A 17782-nucleotide genomic window follows, 5' to 3' on the forward strand; every position below is an offset into this window, starting at 1 on the left:
TCATACACCTCGCACCGGCCTGGGAGAAGTTTCCCCGCCGGTGTGTCCCGCGGCCGGTTCGACGCGCCGGGCGCTGGGGACCGGCGGCTGCTGATGGCAAACTGAGGCAAACGAAGTCAACCGTGGGAGTGGTCGTGGAGCCGAGGTTCCTGCTGCTGTCCGACGTGGCCGCCGAGCTGAACGTGTCGGACTCGCAGGTCTACCACATGGTGCGCAGCGGCGAGCTGCCCGCCATCAAGATCGGCGGCCGGGGTCAGTGGCGGGTCGAGCGCGCCCGCCTCGAGGAGTACATCCAGCACAAGTACGCGGAGACCGCCGAGTGGGTGCGGGGCAACCCGCTCAGCGACCGCGACGGGGAGTGACCGGCCAGTTCCCCACCGGCATTGACGCCTGCCATTGCTGTGCCCGAAAATGAGGTCTGTCGGAGGCAAACGAAGGCAAACGCAAGGGACAGGGGTTGAGAATGGTCGACACCCGCCGCCCGCCGGCGCCGCGTCCCCCGGTCCGCCTCCGCCCGGCCCCGCCGATCGACCCGCCGCTGGTCGACGAGGGTTGCCCCTGGGTCGACCCCGATCAGCTCACGCTCGACCTGTTCGACCCGCGCCGCCGGGATGCCGGCCGGCCCACCGGCCGCCCGGTCGACGCGCGACCGGCACCCAACCGCCCGGGGCGGCGCTCCACCGGTCCCCCGGCCACCGCCCTGGCCACCGCCACCCCCGAGGCCGGCCGGGCAGCGCACCGGTTCGTCCGCACCTTTCTGGAGATCGTGAACGGCTACCGGCCACCCGGCCAGCTCCGGCCGCTCTGCCTGCCCGAGGCCGCCGTCGGCGTGGCGAACGAGCTGGCCCGGGCATCCCGCCGGCTCGGCCCACCACGCCGCCGCGCCACCCGACCGGCTCTCCAGCTCCGCCGGCTACGGGCCTGCGAACCGCGTACCGGGGTCGTCGAAGCGGCCGCGGTGTTCGCCGGAGTCGGCGGGGCGAGCTGGGCGGTCGCCCTGCGCCTGGAACACCGCCGCGGCACCTGGCTCTGCACCGTCCTCGACGTCCTCTGACCCGCGCCCCGGCTTGATCGACTCGGGATGCCGCAAGGCGGGGCATCGGGCGACGGGACGCCCCGACATGCGGCAACCCGCGCCGCCACGCCGTAAGACGCGGACGGGGATGAGGACGGGGACAAGGACGGGCCCCGGCCAGTCGGCCGGGGCCCGTCGTCGCGCGGTGCGGGCGGGGGTCAGTTGCCGCCACCGTTGGGGGCGCCGTGGCAGCGCTTGTACTTCCGGCCGGAGCCGCAGGGGCAGGGCGCGTTGCGGGACGGGCCCTCCCCGGAGTCCACCTTGCCCGGAACGGCCCGGCGGGCGGTGCTGGCCGCGGCAGCCTGACCGCTCATCCCGGCTGGCGCCCGGCGCGGGCCCGAGGCGGCGGGCCGCTCGGACTCGGGCCCACCGAGGCCCAGGGCGGGCGCCTGCTGGTCGGCGCGCTCGATGACCGGGGCACCCCGACCGGCTTCGCCGTCGACGGAGGGAGCCGAGTATTGCAGGCCCTGCTGCTGCGGCGCGCGGTTGAGGCCCTTGGCGCGGATCTCGACCGGCTTCTCCAGCAGCTGCACCTCCTCGGCCTCCGGCTCGGGCTCCTGGACCTGCACCTCCAGGTTGTAGAGGAAGCCGACCGTCTCCTCCTTGATGCCGTCCATCATGGTGGCGAACATGTCGAAGCCCTCGCGCTGGTACTCGATGACCGGGTCGCGCTGGGCGTACGCCCGCAGGCTGATGCCCTCCTGCAGGTAGTCCATCTCGTAGAGGTGCTCGCGCCACTTGCGGTCGATCACCTGGAGCAGGACCATCCGCTCGAGCTGGCGTACCGCCTCCTCGCCGAGCTGCTCCTCGCGCCGCTCGTACGCGACGTGCGCGTCCTCCTTGAGGCGGGCGAGCAGGAAGTCCTGGTCGAGACCGGCCCGGGAGCCGACCTCCTCCTCCAGCTCCTCAATGGTGACGGCCACCGGGTAGAGCTGCTTGAGGCTGGACCAGAGCTGCTCGAGGTCCCAGTCCTCGGCGTAGCCCTCGCTGGTGGCGCCCACCACGTACGCGCCCACCACGTCGTCGATCATGTTGCGGACCTGGTCGGAGAGGTCCTCGCCGTTGAGCACCCGGAGGCGCTCGGCGTAGATCACCTGGCGCTGCTTGTTGAGCACCTCGTCGTACTTAAGCACGTTCTTCCGGATCTCGGCGTTCTGGCCCTCGATCTGGGCCTGCGCGCTCTTGATCTGGCGGGTGACCATCTTCGACTCGATCGGCACGTCCTCCGGGATGTTGAAGCGGTCCATCACCGCCTCGACCGCGCCCGCCCGGAAGCGCTTCATCAGCTCGTCCTGCAGGGACAGATAGAAGCGGGACTCGCCCGGGTCACCCTGCCGGCCGGCGCGACCACGCAGCTGGTTGTCGATCCGGCGCGACTCGTGCCGCTCGGTGCCCAGCACGTAGAGGCCACCGGCGGCGGCGACCTCCTCCGCCTCGACGTCGCAGGCCTGCTTCCAGGTGGGCAGGACCTCCTCCATCGCCTTGGCGTACTCCTCCGGCTGCTCGACCGGGTCGAGGCCGCGCTGGCGGAGCTCGTTGGCGGCGAGGAACTCGGCGTTGCCGCCGAGCAGGATGTCCGTACCACGGCCGGCCATGTTGGTGGCGACGGTGACCGCGCCCTTGCGCCCGGCCTGGGCGACGATCTCCGCCTCCTTGGCGTGGAACTTCGCGTTCAGCACGGAGTGCGGGATGCCGCGGCGGCGCAGCATGTGGGACAGGATCTCGGAGTTCTCCACCGAGACCGTGCCGACCAGCACCGGCTGGCCCTGCTCGTGCCGCTCGGCGATGTCCTCGACGACGGCGTTGAACTTGGCCTTCTCGGTCTTGTAGATGACGTCCGCCCGGTCCATCCGGACCATCGGCCGGTGCGTCGGGATGGTCACCACGCCGACCTTGTAGACCTTGTTGAACTCGCCCGCCTCGGTCTGGGCGGTACCGGTCATGCCGGAGAGCTTCTCGTAGAGACGGAAGTAGTTCTGGAGGGTGATGGTGGCCAGGGTCTGGTTCTCCTGCTTGATCTCCACCCCCTCCTTGGCCTCGATCGCCTGGTGCATGCCCTCGTTGTAGCGACGGCCGTGCAGGATGCGACCGGTGAACTCGTCGACGATCAGGACCTCACCGTCGCTGACGATGTAGTCCTTGTCGCGCTTGTAGAGCTCCTTAACCTTGATCGCGTTGTTCAGGTAGCCGACCAGCGGGGTGTTGACCGACTCGTAGAGGTTGTCGATGCCGAGCCGGTCCTCGACCCGGGCGACACCGCGCTCGGTGATCGCGACGGTCCGCTTGGAGTGGTCGACCTCGTAGTCGCCCTCGCCGTCGGTGCCCGGCTGCAGGCGGGCCACCACGGAGGCGAACTCCTGGTACCAGCGGGCCGAGTGCTCGGCCGGGCCGGAGATGATCAGCGGGGTCCGGGCCTCGTCGATGAGGATCGAGTCGACCTCGTCGACCACCGTGAAGAAGTGGCCGCGCTGGACCAGCTCGTCCCGCGACCAGGCCATGTTGTCGCGCAGGTAGTCGAAGCCGAACTCGTTGTTCGTGCCGTAGGTGATGTCGCACTCGTACGCGGCCCGGTGCTCGCTGGCCGGCCGGTTGGGGAGCACCACACCGACGGTGAGACCGAGGAACTCGTGCACCCGGCCCATCCAGGCGGCGTCACGCTCGGCCAGGTAGTCGTTCACCGTGACCACGTGCACACCCTTGCCGGCGAGCGCGTTCAGGTAGACCGGCATGACGGAGGTCAGGGTCTTGCCCTCACCGGTCTTCATCTCGGCGATGTTGCCGAAGTGCAGCGCCGCGCCGCCCATCACCTGGACGTCGTAGGGGCGCTGGCCGAGCACCCGCGAGGCGGCCTCCCGGCACACCGCGAACGCCTCGGGCAGCAGGTCGTCGAGGGTCTCCCCGTCGGCCAGCCGCTCCTTGAACTGGTCGGTCATCGCCCGCAGCTCGTCGTCGGTGAGGTTGACGTAGTCGTCCTCGATCGAGTTGACGGCGGCCGCGATAGCCTTCAGCCGACGCAGCATGCGGCCCTCGCCCGCGCGAAGGACCTTTTCCAGAATCGACACGGATCAACGCTCCCCTAGACAGTCTCGAACCATCGTAGGCGCTCCATCGCGGCGATGGTCACTGGTGGCGGCGGTCCGGCACCGGGAACCCGACATAACGCCCCGGCCGGCCGCTGAGCGGCCGTTATCGGGTTACGCCCAGCGCGAACGATCCGGCACGATGGCCCGATGGAGCCCGTGGAGATCATCGAGGACGGCCTGCTGCTGCGACCGTGGCGGGCGGAGGACGCCGACGCGGTGTACCGCGCCTGCCAGGATCCGGACATCCAGCGCTGGACCACCGTACCTCGCCCGTATCTCCCCGAACATGCCCTCGGCTTCGTCACCGGCATCAGCGCGACGGCCTGGACGGAGGGCACCGGGGCGCCGTTCGCGGTCTGCGACGCCGACACCGGCGAGCTGCTCGCCTCGTGCGGTCTGGTCGCGCTGGACCAGCGCCTGGGCTCCGGTGAGGTCGGCTACTGGACCGCCCCCTGGGCGCGCGGCCGGGGCGTCGCGGTGCGGGCCACCCGGGCCGTCGCCCGCTGGGCCTTCGACGCGCTCAAGCTGCGCCGGCTGATCTGGCAGGCCGAGATCGGCAACCACGCCTCCCGGCTGGTCGCGCTGCGGGCCGGCTTCCGGATGGAGGGCGAGCTGCGGCTGGCGCAGCCAGCGGTCGGCGGGCGCCCGGAGGGCTGGATCGGCTCGCTCCTCCCGACCGAGCTGGCCGCGCCGGGTGAACCCGTGCCGTACGGTCCGGACACCCTCCAGGCCCGCCGCGCCGCCGTCTTCGGCCGGCCGCAACCCGTCCTCTTCGCCACCGCGGGCGATGTCGAGGTGCGGCTGCGCCGGATGGAGGAGCGTGACTTCGACGCGGTCGTGGCCACCTGCCGGGACGAGGAGACCCGCCGCTGGACCAGCGTCCCGCAGCCCTACCCGCGGGAGCACGCCGAGGGTTACCTGCGGGACCTCGTCGAGGCGAGCTGGGCCCGGGGCACCGCCGCGTGCTACGCCATCGCGGACTCCGACGACCGGTACGCCGGCTCGATCGACCTGCGGATCGCCCCCGCCGACCCGCTCGTCGCAGACGTCGGGTTCATGACCGCGCCGCACGCCCGGGGCCGGGGGTACATGCCGGCCGCGCTGAGTGCGCTCGGCGCCTGGGGGTTCACCACGCTCGGCCTGGCGCGGGTGGAGTGGCGGGCCAACGTCGGCAACACCGCCTCCCGACGGGTCGCCGAGAAGGCGGGCTTCGTCTTCGAGGGCACCGCCCGGGCCGGGATCCAGCACCGGGGTGAGCGGGTGGACGTCTGGGTGGCCGGGCTGCTCCCGGGGGAGCTCACATGACCCCCGAGACGATCGAGGCGGACGGCGTGCGACTGCGGCCGTTCCGCCTCGACGACGTGGCGGACACGGCGGTGGCCTGCGCGGACCCGGCGACCCAGCGGGGGATCTCCGGGATGCCGGACCCGTACACCGAGCAGGACGCCCGCGAATGGATCACCGAGGGGGCACCGGCGGCCTGGGCCGGCGGCGGTGCCGCGTACGCGATCGCCGACCCCACCACGGACCGGCTGCTCGGCGGCATCGGCCTCAGCCACCCGGCGCCCGCCCGCAACCAGTGCGAGATCGGCTACTGGGTCGCGCCGTGGGCGCGCGGCCGGGGAGTGGCCACCGCAGCCACCCGCGCCCTCGCCGAACACGCCTTCGCCGCCGGCTACGCCCGCCTGGAGCTGCTCACCAACGAGGAGAACGGCGCCAGCCAGCGGGTCGCGCTGGCCGCCGGCTTCCGCCGCGAGGGGGCACGCCGGTCGGCCAACCCCAGCCGGGGCGGCGGCCGGCACGACCTGATCGCCTGGGTACGCCTCGCCGACGACCCGCCCGGAGCGACCGCCCGCCTCCTGCCCGACCTGCCCGACGGGCGGCTCACCGACGGCGTGGTGACCCTGCGCCGGCTGGCCCCGGCCGACGCCGACCTGATGTACCGGTTGCACAGCCGACCGGAGGTGGTGGCGAACCAGGCGCCGCCCGTGCCCCCGAGCCGGGCCGCGATCGTCCGGCGCTGCCGACTGGCGGAGAGCCAATGGCTCACCGGCGCGCTGGCCCGGATGCTGATCCTCGACGCGGCGAGCGGCACGCCGGCCGGCAGCTGCGGGCTCTCCGTCAGCGACCCGGGCGCCGCCGAGGGCACCGTCGGCTACGCGCTGCTGCCGGAGTGGCGCGGCCGGGGGCACGCCACCCGGGCGGTCCGTCTCCTCGCCGGGTGGGCCTTCGGGCCGGTCGGCCTCGCCCGGCTCGCCGCCGGCACCACGCCGGAGAACGTCGCCTCGCACCGGGTGCTGGGAAAGGTGGGTTTCCGCCGCGAGGGGCTGCTCCGCGGCCGGCTCCCCGGCCTGGACGGCACCCGGGTCGACGACCTCGTCTTCGGCCTGCTCCCCGCGGACCTCGGCTGAACCGGCTGGTGGCACACCGGTCCGCCGAGGCGAGGAGCCGTGGTGGTCAGCCACCACGGCTCCTCGCGGGTCGGACAGAGGTGGTCAGGGGTCAGGCGTCGAGGGAGATGATCCCGTAGTCGTAGCCACGCCGACGGTAGACGACGCTCGGGCGGCCGGACTCCTTGTCCTGGAACAGGTAGAAGTCATGGCCGACCAGCTCCATCTGGAACAGCGCGTCGTCGATGGTCATCGGGTCGGCGGGGTGCACCTTCTCCCGCGCGATGTGCCACGGCTGGTCGTCGTACTCCTCGTAGCCGTCCTCGTCGGGTCGCTCGGCGACGGCGGTGGCCGTCCCGTGGCCGTTCAGCACCGCCAGTCCCGGCCCGTCGAGGTCGGCCACCGGCAGGTCGGCGGTGGCGGCGGCGACGGAGAGCGGCGCGTGCCGCCCACGGTGCACCCGACGCCGGTCGGCCGCCCGGCGGAACCGGGTGTCCAGTTTGGCGATGGCTGCGTCCAGCGCGCTGTAGAAATCATTCGTGCAGGCCTCGGCCCGGATCACCGGGCCACGCGACACGCAGGTGATTTCCACCCGCTGGCAATGATCGGCCTGGCGCGGATTGCGCTCGTGGAACAACTCGACGTCCACGCGAATGAGCTTGTGGTCGTAGCGTTCGATCTTTGCGAGCTTTTCGGCTACGTGCACCCGGTAATGGTCCGGCACTTCGACGTTACGGCCCTTGACCACGATGTCCACGTGACCTCCCTTGTTCGGACGGTCGTTCGGTCCGGATCTATCTGGCCGACGCACCCCGGGGTGGTCCCGCTCGGCGTCGACCGGTCGGTACGGCTACGCCTCCTTCCAGTGCGGGGGAAGGCTGGGAAACCCCTCCTACCCCCGACACGAAAACGCTAACTCCTGTTCGGCCACCAGTCACCCCTGGTTGCCGAGAGAGGCTGCGAAATTTAACAGCTGATACACCTTGGGGTGAATCGGAAACACGAAGCGTCACTGATGGCGTCGCTTTTGCGTTGCGGCGAGCACCGCCGCGCCCTTTGGCGTCATTCCCGCCGAGTGCAAGACCCGGCTGACCGCCGCAAGCGTCGCGCCGGTGGTCACGATGTCGTCGAGCAGCACCACCGACCCGGCCGGCGGTACCGCCCCGGACCGGCGCAGCCGGAACGCTGCGTCGGCCGCGGCGGCCCGCCCGGCGCTGTCCAGCGCGACGGAATCCGGCCGGGGCAGCGCCCGCAGCGGGCGGAGCACCCGCACCGGCCACCCCGCGGCGCGCAGCCGCGCCGCCGCGTGCCGGGCCAGCCGGTCCAGGTGGTCGCCGTACCGGGCCCGGGCCGCCCGCGCGGTGTCCGGCACCGGCACCAGGGTCACCGGGCCGGCCGGACCCGCCGCCACCGCGACCACCTCGGCGAGCAGCGCGCCCAACGGCCGGGCCAGCCCGTGCCGGCCCCGCTCCTTGTACGCCAGCAGCCCCTCGCGCAGCGCACCCGCGTACGGGCCGAGGGCGACACAGGGCGGCAGGTCCGGCGGGGTGGGATCCGGGCGGGTCGGCGCGGGGCGCAGCGACTCCAGCTCACCGACGCAGCGCGGGCAGAAGTCCTGCCGCAGGCCCGGGACCCGCTGCGCGCAGCCGGCGCAACCGGCCGGCAGCACCAGGTCGGCCAGGTCCGACCAGAGCCCGCCCAGATCCGGCACCCCGCGCCTCAGTAGTAGAAGAAGGGAACGGTCGGATTCGACACCTTGGCGCCCGCCGCCGGCGTCGGCACCACCTCTGCCCGCTTGATCGTGTCGAACGGGTTGTTGTGGTAGGCGACCTTGGCCTCGTACATGAAGGACAGGGCGGACACGGCGCCGGCCACGCCCGGGTAGGACGACAGGTGGGTCACCTCGGCACCGATGTCCTCCTTGAGCGGAGTGTCCAGGGCGCCGTCCACGGAGGTCTGGTAGATCGCCCGCCGGCCGGTCTTGTCATTGCCGGCGAAGGCCAGCTGGCCCTCCGCGCACCAGTCGACGGCGGTGATGTCGGTGAGCCGGGTGGTCAGGCGTCGGGGTTGGTTCACGTTGACCGACTCGCCGTCCACGCTCACCGAGGCGACGTAGAGGCCGCCGCCGATGACCAGGGCGATCCGGTGCCCGTCGAGGGATCCCGCGACCGCCGCGACCGGGCCCGAAACGGTCAGCGGGACCCGGCTCATGGTCGCGTCGCCGTCGAACAGGTAGAGCTTGCGGTCGGCCACCACCAGGCCGGCCGGGTGGTTCTTGTCCAGCGAGCGGAGCCAGGTGGGCCGGCCGAGCGAGGCGTACCAGTCCTTGCTGCTGTTGAACACGGTGACCGGCGCCTGGCCGAAGCCGACCTTCAGCCGCTGCCGCCGGTCGGCCCGGGCGACCACCAGCCCGGCCAGCACCTGGTCGTCGGCGCGGCTGAGCGCCGCGGAGACGACGTTCTTGTTCTCGCCGCCAACCACCGGGACCGAACCGGCCGGCTCGTCGCCGACGGCGAGCGCGTGGATGGCGTTGTCGTAGACGGCGAACCGCTGCGGGCTGCCGCCGGGCGGATACGCCGGGTGGGCGATCCGCTCCTCCTTCAGGTCAATGGTGCGCCGCTTCTGGGCCTGGATCTTCAGGTCGAGCTGGCCGGTCAGGTCGGACAACGACCAGGCGAGCTGGGTGGCGAGCTTGGCCAGTTGGCCGTCGTTGGGCCTGGGCATGTTCAGGTTGACTTCCCAGTGCCCGTCCGAGCCGGTGGCGTTGTTGATCCGCGAGGTGCCGTCGGGCAGCCGGCGCACGCCCGAGGCGAGCCAGTCCGGCGGGCCCCCGGTCAGCCAGGTGACCACCTCGGTGACCCGCCGCTCGGTGGGCAGCCGGAAGGGCAGATAGCGCAGGTCGGGGACGAGGCGGCTCTGGTCGGTGTTCCAGAAGTAGATGGTGTGCGCGCGGTAGTAGGTGCGCAGGGCGGTGTCGGTGAGCAGCAACGCGCTCGGCAGTTCGGTGATCCACAGCCCCTGATCGGCCGGTTCCGCCTGGCGCAGCTTGAACACGTACTCGCTGTCGCTGGCCACCGGCGGCGCCAGGGTGCCGTCCGCCCGCAGCACGCCCACCTGCTGCACCTTGACCCGCACCTCGCGGAGCCCGTCGGCGCTCAGCAGGGTGTCCTCCGGGGTGTCCCGGAGCCGCACCACGGTCAGCTCGATCTCGCTGCTCTGCCGCGGCCGCAGCCGATCCTTCGCCTCGGGCGCGAGGAACTCCCTGACCCGGTCGTACGCCTGGTCCCGATCCCCGGCCGCCGCGGCGAGGTAGTTCTCGATGAACTGTTTGGGTTCGCTGCTGGCGGTCCGGATGGGCGGCTGGCTGCCCCCGCCGTTGAGCGAGCCGGACTCGGCCGCCGGCCCCAGCCGACCGTCGACCTGGACCCCGGTCTGTTCGGGGATGCCGCACCCGGTCAGACCGGCGGGGAGCAGCGCCCCGGCCAGCAGCACGGCCAGCAGTCGCCGCCTCATGACGTCACCTCGGCGCGGTCGCTCTCCCCGGCGGGCCCGACGGCCAGCGCCCCGGCGCCGCTGCCGGGTCCGATGGCGAGCAGCCCGCCGTCGCGCGGACCCCCGAACGGCAGCGCGGCATCGGCCGGCACCAGCCGCAGCGGCGAGGTGTTCAGTCGGTCGCCGGCCCGGGCCGGCAGGGTCAGCCGGAACTGGGCACCCTGTCCCGGCGCGCCCCAGGCCTCCAACCAGCCACCGTGCAACCGCGCGTCCTCCAGGCTGATCGACAGGCCCAGGCCGGTGCCGCCGGTCTGCCGGGCCCGGGACGGATCGGCCCGCCAGAACCGGTTGAAGACCAGCTTCTCCTCGCCCGGCTTGAGCCCGACGCCGTGGTCCCGCACGGTGATCGCCACGGCGTTCTGGTCCATCCCGAGGGTGATCAGCACCGGCTTGGCCTCACCGTGCTCGACGGCGTTGCCGACCAGGTTGCGCAGCACCCGCTCGACCCGGCGAGGGTCCACCTCGGCGATCACCGGGCTGTCCGGCACGTCCAGCTCGATGGCCACCCCGACCCGCTCGGCCAGCCCGGCCAGCCGCTCGGCCACCCGGTGCACCACCGGCACCAGGTCGGTCGGCTCGGAGTCGAGCACCGCGAAGCCGGCGTCGAAACGGCTGATCTCCAGCAGGTCGGTGAGCAGCTCCTCGAACCGGTCCAGCTCGGCCTGGAGCAGCTCGGCGCTGCGCGCCACCGCCGGGTCGAACTCGTCCCGCTCGGCGAAGATCAGATCGGCGGCCATCCGGACCGTGGTCAGCGGCGTACGGAGCTCGTGCGAGACGTCCGAGGTGAACCGGCGCTGCAACCGGGACATCTCCTCCAGCCGGAGGATCTGCCGTTGCAGGTTGGTCGCCATCTGGTTGAACGAGGCGGCCAGCAGGGCGAGATCATCCTCGCCGTTGACCACCATCCGCTGGTCGAGCAGGCCGGCGGAGAGCCGCTGGGCGGTGCGCGCGGCCACCCGTACCGGGGTCACCACCAGCCGGGTGACCAGGGCAGCGAGCAGGCCGAGCAGGAGCACCAGCGCCACGCCCGTGGCGACCACGGTGGCCCGGGCATCGGCGGCGGTGGCGTCCTGCCGGGCCAACGGCACGACGTAGTAGAGCTCCACCTGCCCGAACTGGGTCGGCACCGGCGAGCCATAGACGAGGTACTTGGTGCGTCGTCCGCCGAGCGTGCCGGTGCGGATCTGGTGGGCGACGTTGCCGGCGGCGACGGAGGCCCGCAGCTCCCGGCTGATCAGCGGGCGCAACGGGACGTCCGGGGAGGTACGCGGCTCGATGGTCCCGGCGGGGACCCGATCGGCGGTGATCGCCACCACCACACCGTTGGTCTGCGTCGGGTCGCCGCCGGCCAGGTAGGTGACCGTGCCGTCGACGGTGTCCTGGAACTGGGCCTCCTGTGGCTGGCTGAAGGCCCCGAACTGCTTCGCCGCGTAGTCACTGCCGCTGCGCAGCCGCACCAGGACATCGCTCTGCGCGTTCTGCAGCAGGATGTTGGTGATCTTGTCAGCGATCAGGTACGCGAACCCGCCCACCAGCAGGCTGGACGCGACGAGCGTGATGGTCACCACACGGAGCTGCAGGGAGCGCCGCCAGGTCTGATGCACGCCGGCGGCGAGCCGGGCCGTGCGACCGACGAGGACGCGCCACAGCGCCCGCGCGGCGCGCAGCCGGCGGGCGGTGGTCGAGTCGGGGGGCGGGGTGGTCACCACAGTGACAACCAGGCTATCCGGTCCCCGCCTTGTAGCCCACGCCCCGCACGGTGAGGATGATTTCCGGTCGCTCCGGATCCGGCTCGATCTTGGCGCGCAGCCGCTGGACGTGCACGTTGACCAGGCGGGTGTCGGCGGCGTGCCGGTAGCCCCAGACCTGCTCCAGCAGCACCTCGCGGGTGAAGACCTGACGCGGCTTGCGGGCGAGCGCGACCAGCAGGTCGAACTCCAGCGGGGTCAGCTTCACCTCCTCGCCGTTCCGGCTGACCGTGTGCGCCGGCACGTCGATGCTGATCTGGTTGCTCGGCGGGCCGATGGTGAGCAGCTCGGGCGCCACGTCCTCGCCCCGGCGCAGCCGGGCCCGCATCCGGGCCACCAGCTCCTTGGGCTTGAACGGCTTGACCACGTAGTCGTCGGCCCCGGACTCCAGCCCGAGCACCACGTCGACCGTGTCGCTCTTGGCGGTCAGCATGACGATCGGCACGCCGGACTCGGCCCGGATCGCCCGGGCCACGTCGATACCGCTCATTCCGGGCAGCATCAGGTCGAGCAGGACGATGTCGGGCCGACTGTCACGGAACGCGGCCAGCGCCCGTTCCCCGTCCGCGACGAAGGAGGGCACGAAGCCCTCGCTGCGCAGGACGATGCCGAGCATCTCGGCGAGCGCGGGGTCATCGTCGACCACCAGTACCCGGGCTCTCATGGGGTTTATCGTTCCATCCCCGTTCGTTTCGGAGGGTTCGGCGTCATCACGGCACGGTACTGCGGCGGGCGGCCCCGCACCACAGCTGGCGACCCAGACATCCGGCGTGGCGTGCCGCCGACGTGCGGGTCAGCCGGAACCGGACCGGCCGTGCAACCATGATCCCCCGGGCATGCCCTCGCCCGCCACCACCGACCGCCCGTCAGGAGTACGCGTGCCCGACGTCGGCCCGACCGCCGTACTCCCGCGCCGCCCCCTGACGGTGGGCGAACTGCTCGACTCGGCCGTGCTGCTGCTGCGCGGCCAGGCCCGGCTGCTGGTCCCGCTCGGCGTCCTGCTGGCGCTCGGCGAGCAGCTACTGCTCCAGCCGCTGCGGGCGCTGGCCGGCACGCAGCCACCGGAGTGGTTCCCGGACGACGACCGGTTCGGCTGGTACTGGCTCCTGCTGGCGGTGGGGGCCGGGACCGAGGCGGCGATCATCGCGGTGCTGGGCAACCCGGCCGCGCGAGGTGCCGGAGCGGCGCTGCTGGGCCGCCGGGCCAGGGTCCGCGAACTGTTCCGCGACGCCCGCTGGCCGGCCACCCTGCTGCTCGCGGCGGTGGTCGGGCTCACCGTCTGCCTGGCCGGGCTGGCCGGGCCGGCCTGGTTCATCGGGTACGGGTTGCTCGGCGCCGTGGTGCCGGTGCTGGCGGTGGACCGGGTGCCCGCGTACCGGGTCCCGGGGCGGACGCTGCGGCTGGCCGTCCGCGCCGGCGGCCGGGCCGGCGCCATCCGGCTCCTCGGCTACCTGGGCTGGTGGCTGGTCCGGCTGGGCCTCGGCCTCGGCCTCTGGTACGGCCTCGGTCTGCTTGGCCTCTTCGACCTCGACCCGTGGGCGCTGCCGATCGCCACGGTCACCTGGGCCGGCGTGAACGCGATCGCGTACCCGGCGCTGGCCTGCCTCGACGCGGTGCTGCACCTGGAGACCCGGATGCGCACCGAGGGGCTGGACATCCAGCTCTCCCGGGCCCCGGCCGGCACCCCGGAACCCGTCCTGCTGGCGGTGCGGAGGTGAGCCGGTGGTGGACCGAGGCGGCCGCCGCGCTCGAGGACGTCGTACCGCTGCCGCTGGCCGCGCTGCTCCTGCTGCTCGGCGCGCTGCTGACGGCGCTGGCCTGGTACTTCTTCCCGGCCTGGGTGCCCCGCCGGCTGCCCCGGCTGCGGCTGCCCCGCTGGCGGCTGCCCCGGCTGCGGTTGCCCCGGCTGCGGCTGCCCCGGCTGCGTCGGCCGAAACTGCCGCGCCGGCGCCGCCGGTCGCAGCCGCGCCCGGCGGGCGGGTCACCCCCGGTGCCCGCGCCCCGCCACGCGGAGCCGACGACGGCCGGCCCGGGCAGCCTCGCCGACCGGCTGGCCGCCGAGGGCCGGTACGCCGAGGCGGTCCGGGAGCGGCTGCGCGACATGGTCCGCGAGCTGGTACAGCGGCGGGTGGTGGAGCCGCGCGCCGGGATGACCGTCACCGAGCTGACCACGGCCGCCGCCCAGGCGCGGCCCGCGGTGCACCCCGCTCTGCACGCCGCCGGGACGATCTTCTCCGACCTCTGGTACGCGCAACGCCCGGCCACCCCCGAGCACGACCGCCGGATGCGCGACCTCGCCGCGGACCTGCACCGCGAACTGGCCGAAATGGGTGAGCACCGGTGACCGCCACCGTCGACCCGCCCCGCCCGGCGGCCCCGCCCCGACGCCGCCGGCGCCGGCGCCGGCTGCTGGTCCCGCTCGGGCTGGCCGTGCTGCTGATCGCGGCCACCCTGGTGTTCCACGCCGTGGACCAGCCCGACCCCGGCGACCGGGGTTTCCTGTCCCCGACCGCCACCGACGACGACGGCGGCAGCCGGCTGGCCGAGGCGCTGCGCGGGCAGGGCGTCACCGTCCGCCGGGAGACGGACACCCTGCGCGCGCTGTCGGCCACCGAGCCGGGCCCGGCGACGCTCTTCGTACCGGCCCCGGAGCTGGTGCACCCGGCCACCCTCGACGCCCTGACCGACCTGCCGCCCGGCAGCCGGCTGGTGCTGGTCGAGCCGTCCCGCCGGGTGCTGGCGGGCATGGGCCTGCCGGTGGTGCCGGGCGACCGTCGCTGGGCCACCCGGGTCACCTCTTCCGACGCCGACGGCCGCCCCTGCCCGCTGCCCGAGGCCACCCGCGCCGGCCGGGCCGCCGCCGACCATCAGCGCTACACCGGCCGGGTCGGCTGGACTGGCGACCGCTGCTACTCCGGCGGGCTGGTCCGGGTGCCCTGGAGCACGGAAGTGGTCGTGATCGGGGCCAGCGACCCGTTCCGCAACGACCGGATCGACGAGTGGGGCAACCAGGCGCTCGCCACCGGCCTGCTCGGCGACCCTCGCCCGCTGGTCTGGCTCGACCTGCCCGGTCCGGCCCCGGCACCGGAGGGTCCGAGCTGGTCCCCGGTGCCCGGCCACAGCCACAGCGACGGCGACGGCAGACCGTCCGGACGCTCCGGCGAGGGCGCGGACGACCGGGCCGACGGCCGCCCGCCGTGGGACAACCCGCTCTGGGACGCCTTCCCGGCCTGGTTCTGGGCGCTGCTGCTCCAGCTCGCGCTGGCCGGACTGCTGGTGGTGCTCTGGCGGGCCCGGCGGCTCGGCCCGCCCGTACCGGAGCCGCTGCCGGTCACCGTCCGCTCCGCCGAGACGGTACTCGGCCGGGCCCGGCTCTACCGGCGGGCCGGCGCGCGGGGACCGGCCGCCGAGACCCTGCGCGCCGCCGCGCTGGCCCGCCTGCTGCCCCGGCTCAACCTGCCGCCCGGCACCCCGGCCGCCGAGGTGGCCGCCCGGGTCGCCGGGTACACCGGCCGCGACCCCGAGCAGGTGGCGGAGCTGCTGCACGGCGACGCGCCGACCACCGACCAGGAGCTGCTGGCCTTGGCCCGCGACCTGGACGCCCTGACCCGTACCGTCGTCCAACCGACCGAAGGAGACCCCCGGTGACCGGACCCGTCATCGCGCCGGCCGTCGCGCAGCCCGACGCCCGTGCCGCCCTGCACCGGCTGCGGGCCGAGGTGGCCAAGGCCGTCGTGGGGCAGGACGCCGTGGTCACCGGCCTGGTGCTCGCCCTGCTCTGCCGGGGGCACGTGCTGCTGGAGGGCGTACCGGGGGTGGCCAAGACCCTGCTGATCCGGACCGTGGCCACCGCGCTCGACCTGGGGTCCAAGCGGGTGCAGTTCACCCCGGACCTGATGCCCGGCGACGTCACCGGTTCGCTGATCTTCGACCCGCGCACCGCGGCGTTCACCTTCCGGGAGGGGCCGGTCTTCACCAACCTGCTCCTCGCCGACGAGATCAACCGGACCCCGCCGAAGACCCAGTCGGCGCTGCTGGAGGTGATGGAGGAGCGGCAGGTGTCCGTCGAGGGCGAGCGGCGTCCGCTGCCCGAGCCGTTCATCGTCGCCGCCACCCAGAACCCGATCGAGTACGAGGGCACCTACCCGCTGCCCGAGGCGCAGCTCGACCGGTTCCTGCTCAAGCTGACCGTGCCGCTGCCCAGCCGGGACGAGGAGCTGGGCGTGCTCCGCGCCCACCACGCCGGCTTCGACCCCCGCGACCTGCGGGCGGTCGGCGTACGCCCGGTGGCCACCGCCGCCGACCTGGCCGCCGCCCGGGAGGCCGTCCGCGGGGTGCACGTGGCCGAGCCGGTCCTCGGCTACATCGTGGACCTGTGCCGGGCCACCCGGGTGGCGCCCGCGCTGGAGCTGGGCGCCTCGCCCCGCGGCGCCACCGCGCTGCTGGCCACCGCGAAGGCGTGGTCCTGGCTGGCCGGACGCGACCACGTCACCCCCGACGACGTGAAGGCGGTGGCCCGGCCCACCCTGCGGCACCGGCTGCGGCTGCGCCCCGAGGTGGAACTGGAGGGGGTGACCGTCGACGCGGTGCTGGACGCGGTGCTGGCGACCGTGCCGACGCCCCGATGACCTGGCGGGCGGCGCTGCTGCTCGGCGCGGGTGCGGCCACCCTGCCGGTGTGGCCGGCGCCGTTCCTCGGCGTCACGGTGATGACCGGGACGGTGCTGCTGCTCGTCGCCCTCGACTGGGCCCTCGCGGCGCCACTGCACGCGCTCACCGTCGCCCGCGCCGGCGACCGGGCGGTCCGGTTGGGCGGTACCGCCACGGTCACCCTGCACCTGACCAACGCCGCCGGCCGTACGCTGCGCGCCCAGGTGCGCGACGCGTGGGTGCCCTCGGCCGGCGCCCGGCCCGACGTGCCAACCGGACGGCTGCTCACCGTCGAGCCGGGCGACGTAGCCACGCTGCCGGTCCGGCTCACCCCGACCAGACGCGGCGACCGGCCGGCGGGGACGCTGACCGTACGCTCGCTCGGACCGCTGCGGCTGGCCTTCCGGCAGCGCGCCGGCCGGCCGGCCACCCCGCCGTGGACCCTGCGCGTGCTGCCCCGCTTCGACTCCCGGCGACATCTGCCGGAGAAGCTGGCCCGGCTGCGGATCATCGACGGCGTGCAGGTCACCCGGGGGCGCGGTCAGGGCACCGAGTTCGACACGCTGCGCGAGTACGTGGTCGGCGACGACGTGCGCTCGATCGACTGGCGGGCCAGCGCCCGCCGCTCCGACGTGCTGGTGCGTACCTGGCGTCCGGAGCGGGACCGGCGGCTGGTCTGCGTCCTGGACACCGGGCGCACCTCGGCGGTGCGGGTCGGCGACGAGCCCCGGCTGGACACCGCGATCGACGCGGCGCTACTGCTCACCGCGCTGGCCGCCCGCGCGGGTGACCGGGTCGACCTGTTCGCCGCCGACGCCACCCTGCGCGCCACCGTGACCGGCAGCGGCCGGCCCGCCCTGCTCGCCCGGCTGGTGGACGCCGTCGCCCCGCTCCAGCCGGCGCTGGTGGAGACCGACTTCGAGCTGATCGCCGGTGAGGTGCTGCGCCGGGAGCGGCGGCGCAGCCTGGTGGTGCTCTTCACCGCGCTGGAGGCGGGCGCGCTCGGCGAGGGACTGCTGCCGGTGCTGCCCCGGCTGGCCGCCCGACACCGGGTGGTCATCGCCGCGACCCACGACCCGGTGCTGACCGGACTCACCGTCGCCGCGCCGACCGGCCCGGACGACGCGTACGCCGCCGCGGCCGCCTGGCGCGCCCTCGCCGAGCGGGACCGCATCCGAGCGGCGCTCTCCCGGAACGGCGTCACGGTGGTCGACGCCCCCGCCGACCGCCTGGCCCCCACGATCGCCGACACCTACCTCCGCCTCAAATCCCTCGGCCAACTCTG

The 17782-nt window shown here is 73.8% G+C and carries 15 protein-coding genes; 9 read left to right on the top strand and 6 right to left on the bottom strand.

What is annotated here, in order from left to right:
- Positions 1-134: 134 nt before the first annotated feature.
- Positions 135-362 carry a helix-turn-helix transcriptional regulator gene (locus tag ACL02O_RS24760; protein WP_412820559.1) on the top strand — a complete coding sequence of 76 codons (228 nt, stop codon included), beginning with the start codon at positions 135-137 and terminating at the stop codon, positions 360-362.
- A gap of 101 nt (positions 363-463) precedes the next feature.
- Complete coding sequence (locus tag ACL02O_RS24765) at positions 464-1054, top strand: Rv3235 family protein (RefSeq protein WP_412820560.1); 591 nt, start codon at positions 464-466, stop codon at positions 1052-1054.
- A gap of 179 nt (positions 1055-1233) precedes the next feature.
- Here the strand turns inward: ACL02O_RS24765 and secA are convergent, their stop codons facing one another.
- Complete coding sequence (secA, locus tag ACL02O_RS24770) at positions 1234-4137, bottom strand: preprotein translocase subunit SecA (protein ID WP_412820547.1); 2904 nt, start codon at positions 4135-4137, stop codon at positions 1234-1236.
- A 168-nt stretch (positions 4138-4305) separates the two neighbouring features.
- Between secA and ACL02O_RS24775 the strand changes: the two genes are divergently transcribed.
- Both ACL02O_RS24775 and ACL02O_RS24780 read left to right on the top strand, forming a co-directional pair.
- Entirely contained in the window at positions 4306-5463 is a 1158-nt protein-coding gene (locus ACL02O_RS24775; protein WP_412820548.1) for a GNAT family N-acetyltransferase, read from the top strand.
- Entirely contained in the window at positions 5460-6569 is a 1110-nt protein-coding gene (locus ACL02O_RS24780; RefSeq protein ID WP_412820549.1) for a GNAT family N-acetyltransferase, read from the top strand. Before ACL02O_RS24775 ends, ACL02O_RS24780 begins: the two co-directional genes overlap by 4 nt.
- 91 nt (positions 6570-6660) lie before the next feature.
- Here ACL02O_RS24780 and hpf read toward each other — a convergent pair whose 3' ends face one another.
- From hpf to mtrA, 5 genes are all read right to left on the bottom strand, one after another.
- The gene (gene hpf / locus ACL02O_RS24785; RefSeq protein ID WP_412820550.1) at positions 6661-7305 is read right to left on the bottom strand and encodes a ribosome hibernation-promoting factor, HPF/YfiA family; all 645 of its coding nucleotides are present in this window, start codon (positions 7303-7305) and stop codon (positions 6661-6663) included.
- A 252-nt stretch (positions 7306-7557) separates the two neighbouring features.
- Positions 7558-8259 carry a ComF family protein gene (locus ACL02O_RS24790; RefSeq protein WP_412820551.1) on the bottom strand — a complete coding sequence of 234 codons (702 nt, stop codon included), beginning with the start codon at positions 8257-8259 and terminating at the stop codon, positions 7558-7560.
- An 8-nt stretch (positions 8260-8267) separates the two neighbouring features.
- Positions 8268-10061 (bottom strand): LpqB family beta-propeller domain-containing protein, encoded by a 1794-nt coding sequence (locus ACL02O_RS24795; protein ID WP_412820552.1) that lies wholly within the window; start codon positions 10059-10061, stop codon positions 8268-8270.
- Complete coding sequence (gene mtrB, locus ACL02O_RS24800; RefSeq protein WP_412820561.1) at positions 10058-11767, bottom strand: MtrAB system histidine kinase MtrB; 1710 nt, start codon at positions 11765-11767, stop codon at positions 10058-10060. Before mtrB ends, ACL02O_RS24795 begins: the two co-directional genes overlap by 4 nt.
- A gap of 55 nt (positions 11768-11822) precedes the next feature.
- The gene (mtrA, locus tag ACL02O_RS24805) at positions 11823-12512 is read right to left on the bottom strand and encodes an MtrAB system response regulator MtrA (RefSeq protein ID WP_412820553.1); all 690 of its coding nucleotides are present in this window, start codon (positions 12510-12512) and stop codon (positions 11823-11825) included.
- Between the two features lie 214 nt (positions 12513-12726).
- On the opposite strand from mtrA, the gene ACL02O_RS24810 reads away from it, so the two are divergent.
- From ACL02O_RS24810 to ACL02O_RS24830, 5 genes are all read left to right on the top strand, one after another.
- On the top strand, positions 12727-13566 hold the full coding sequence (locus ACL02O_RS24810; protein WP_412820554.1) for a hypothetical protein: 840 nt from the start codon (positions 12727-12729) through the stop codon (positions 13564-13566).
- The gene (locus tag ACL02O_RS24815) at positions 13563-14192 is read left to right on the top strand and encodes a DUF4129 domain-containing protein (RefSeq protein ID WP_412820555.1); all 630 of its coding nucleotides are present in this window, start codon (positions 13563-13565) and stop codon (positions 14190-14192) included. Before ACL02O_RS24810 ends, ACL02O_RS24815 begins: the two co-directional genes overlap by 4 nt.
- Positions 14189-15496, top strand: a complete 1308-nt coding sequence (locus ACL02O_RS24820; protein WP_412820556.1) for a DUF4350 domain-containing protein — start codon at positions 14189-14191, stop codon at positions 15494-15496. Before ACL02O_RS24815 ends, ACL02O_RS24820 begins: the two co-directional genes overlap by 4 nt.
- The gene (locus ACL02O_RS24825) at positions 15493-16476 is read left to right on the top strand and encodes an AAA family ATPase (RefSeq protein WP_412820557.1); all 984 of its coding nucleotides are present in this window, start codon (positions 15493-15495) and stop codon (positions 16474-16476) included. The genes ACL02O_RS24820 and ACL02O_RS24825 overlap by 4 nt, the downstream gene beginning before the upstream one ends.
- A partial coding sequence (locus ACL02O_RS24830) for a DUF58 domain-containing protein (RefSeq protein ID WP_412820558.1) occupies positions 16473-17782 on the top strand: 1310 nt, incomplete at its 3' end. The genes ACL02O_RS24825 and ACL02O_RS24830, both read left to right, overlap by 4 nt.

Source organism: Micromonospora mangrovicola (genome assembly GCF_047200535.1).
Taxonomy (GTDB): Bacteria; Actinomycetota; Actinomycetes; order Mycobacteriales; family Micromonosporaceae; genus Micromonospora.

Bases quoted from the DNA above. Each gene is read 5' to 3' on its own strand.
- ACL02O_RS24795 (WP_412820552.1), bottom strand. From the start codon at position 10,061: ATGAGGCGGCGACTGCTGGCCGTGCTGCTGGCCGGGGCGCTGCTCCCC.
- mtrA (WP_412820553.1), bottom strand. From the start codon at position 12,512: ATGAGAGCCCGGGTACTGGTGGTCGACGATGACCCCGCGCTCGCCGAG.
- ACL02O_RS24765 (WP_412820560.1), top strand. From the start codon at position 464: ATGGTCGACACCCGCCGCCCGCCGGCGCCGCGTCCCCCGGTCCGCCTC.
- ACL02O_RS24775 (WP_412820548.1), top strand. From the start codon at position 4,306: ATGGAGCCCGTGGAGATCATCGAGGACGGCCTGCTGCTGCGACCGTGG.
- ACL02O_RS24780 (WP_412820549.1), top strand. From the start codon at position 5,460: ATGACCCCCGAGACGATCGAGGCGGACGGCGTGCGACTGCGGCCGTTC.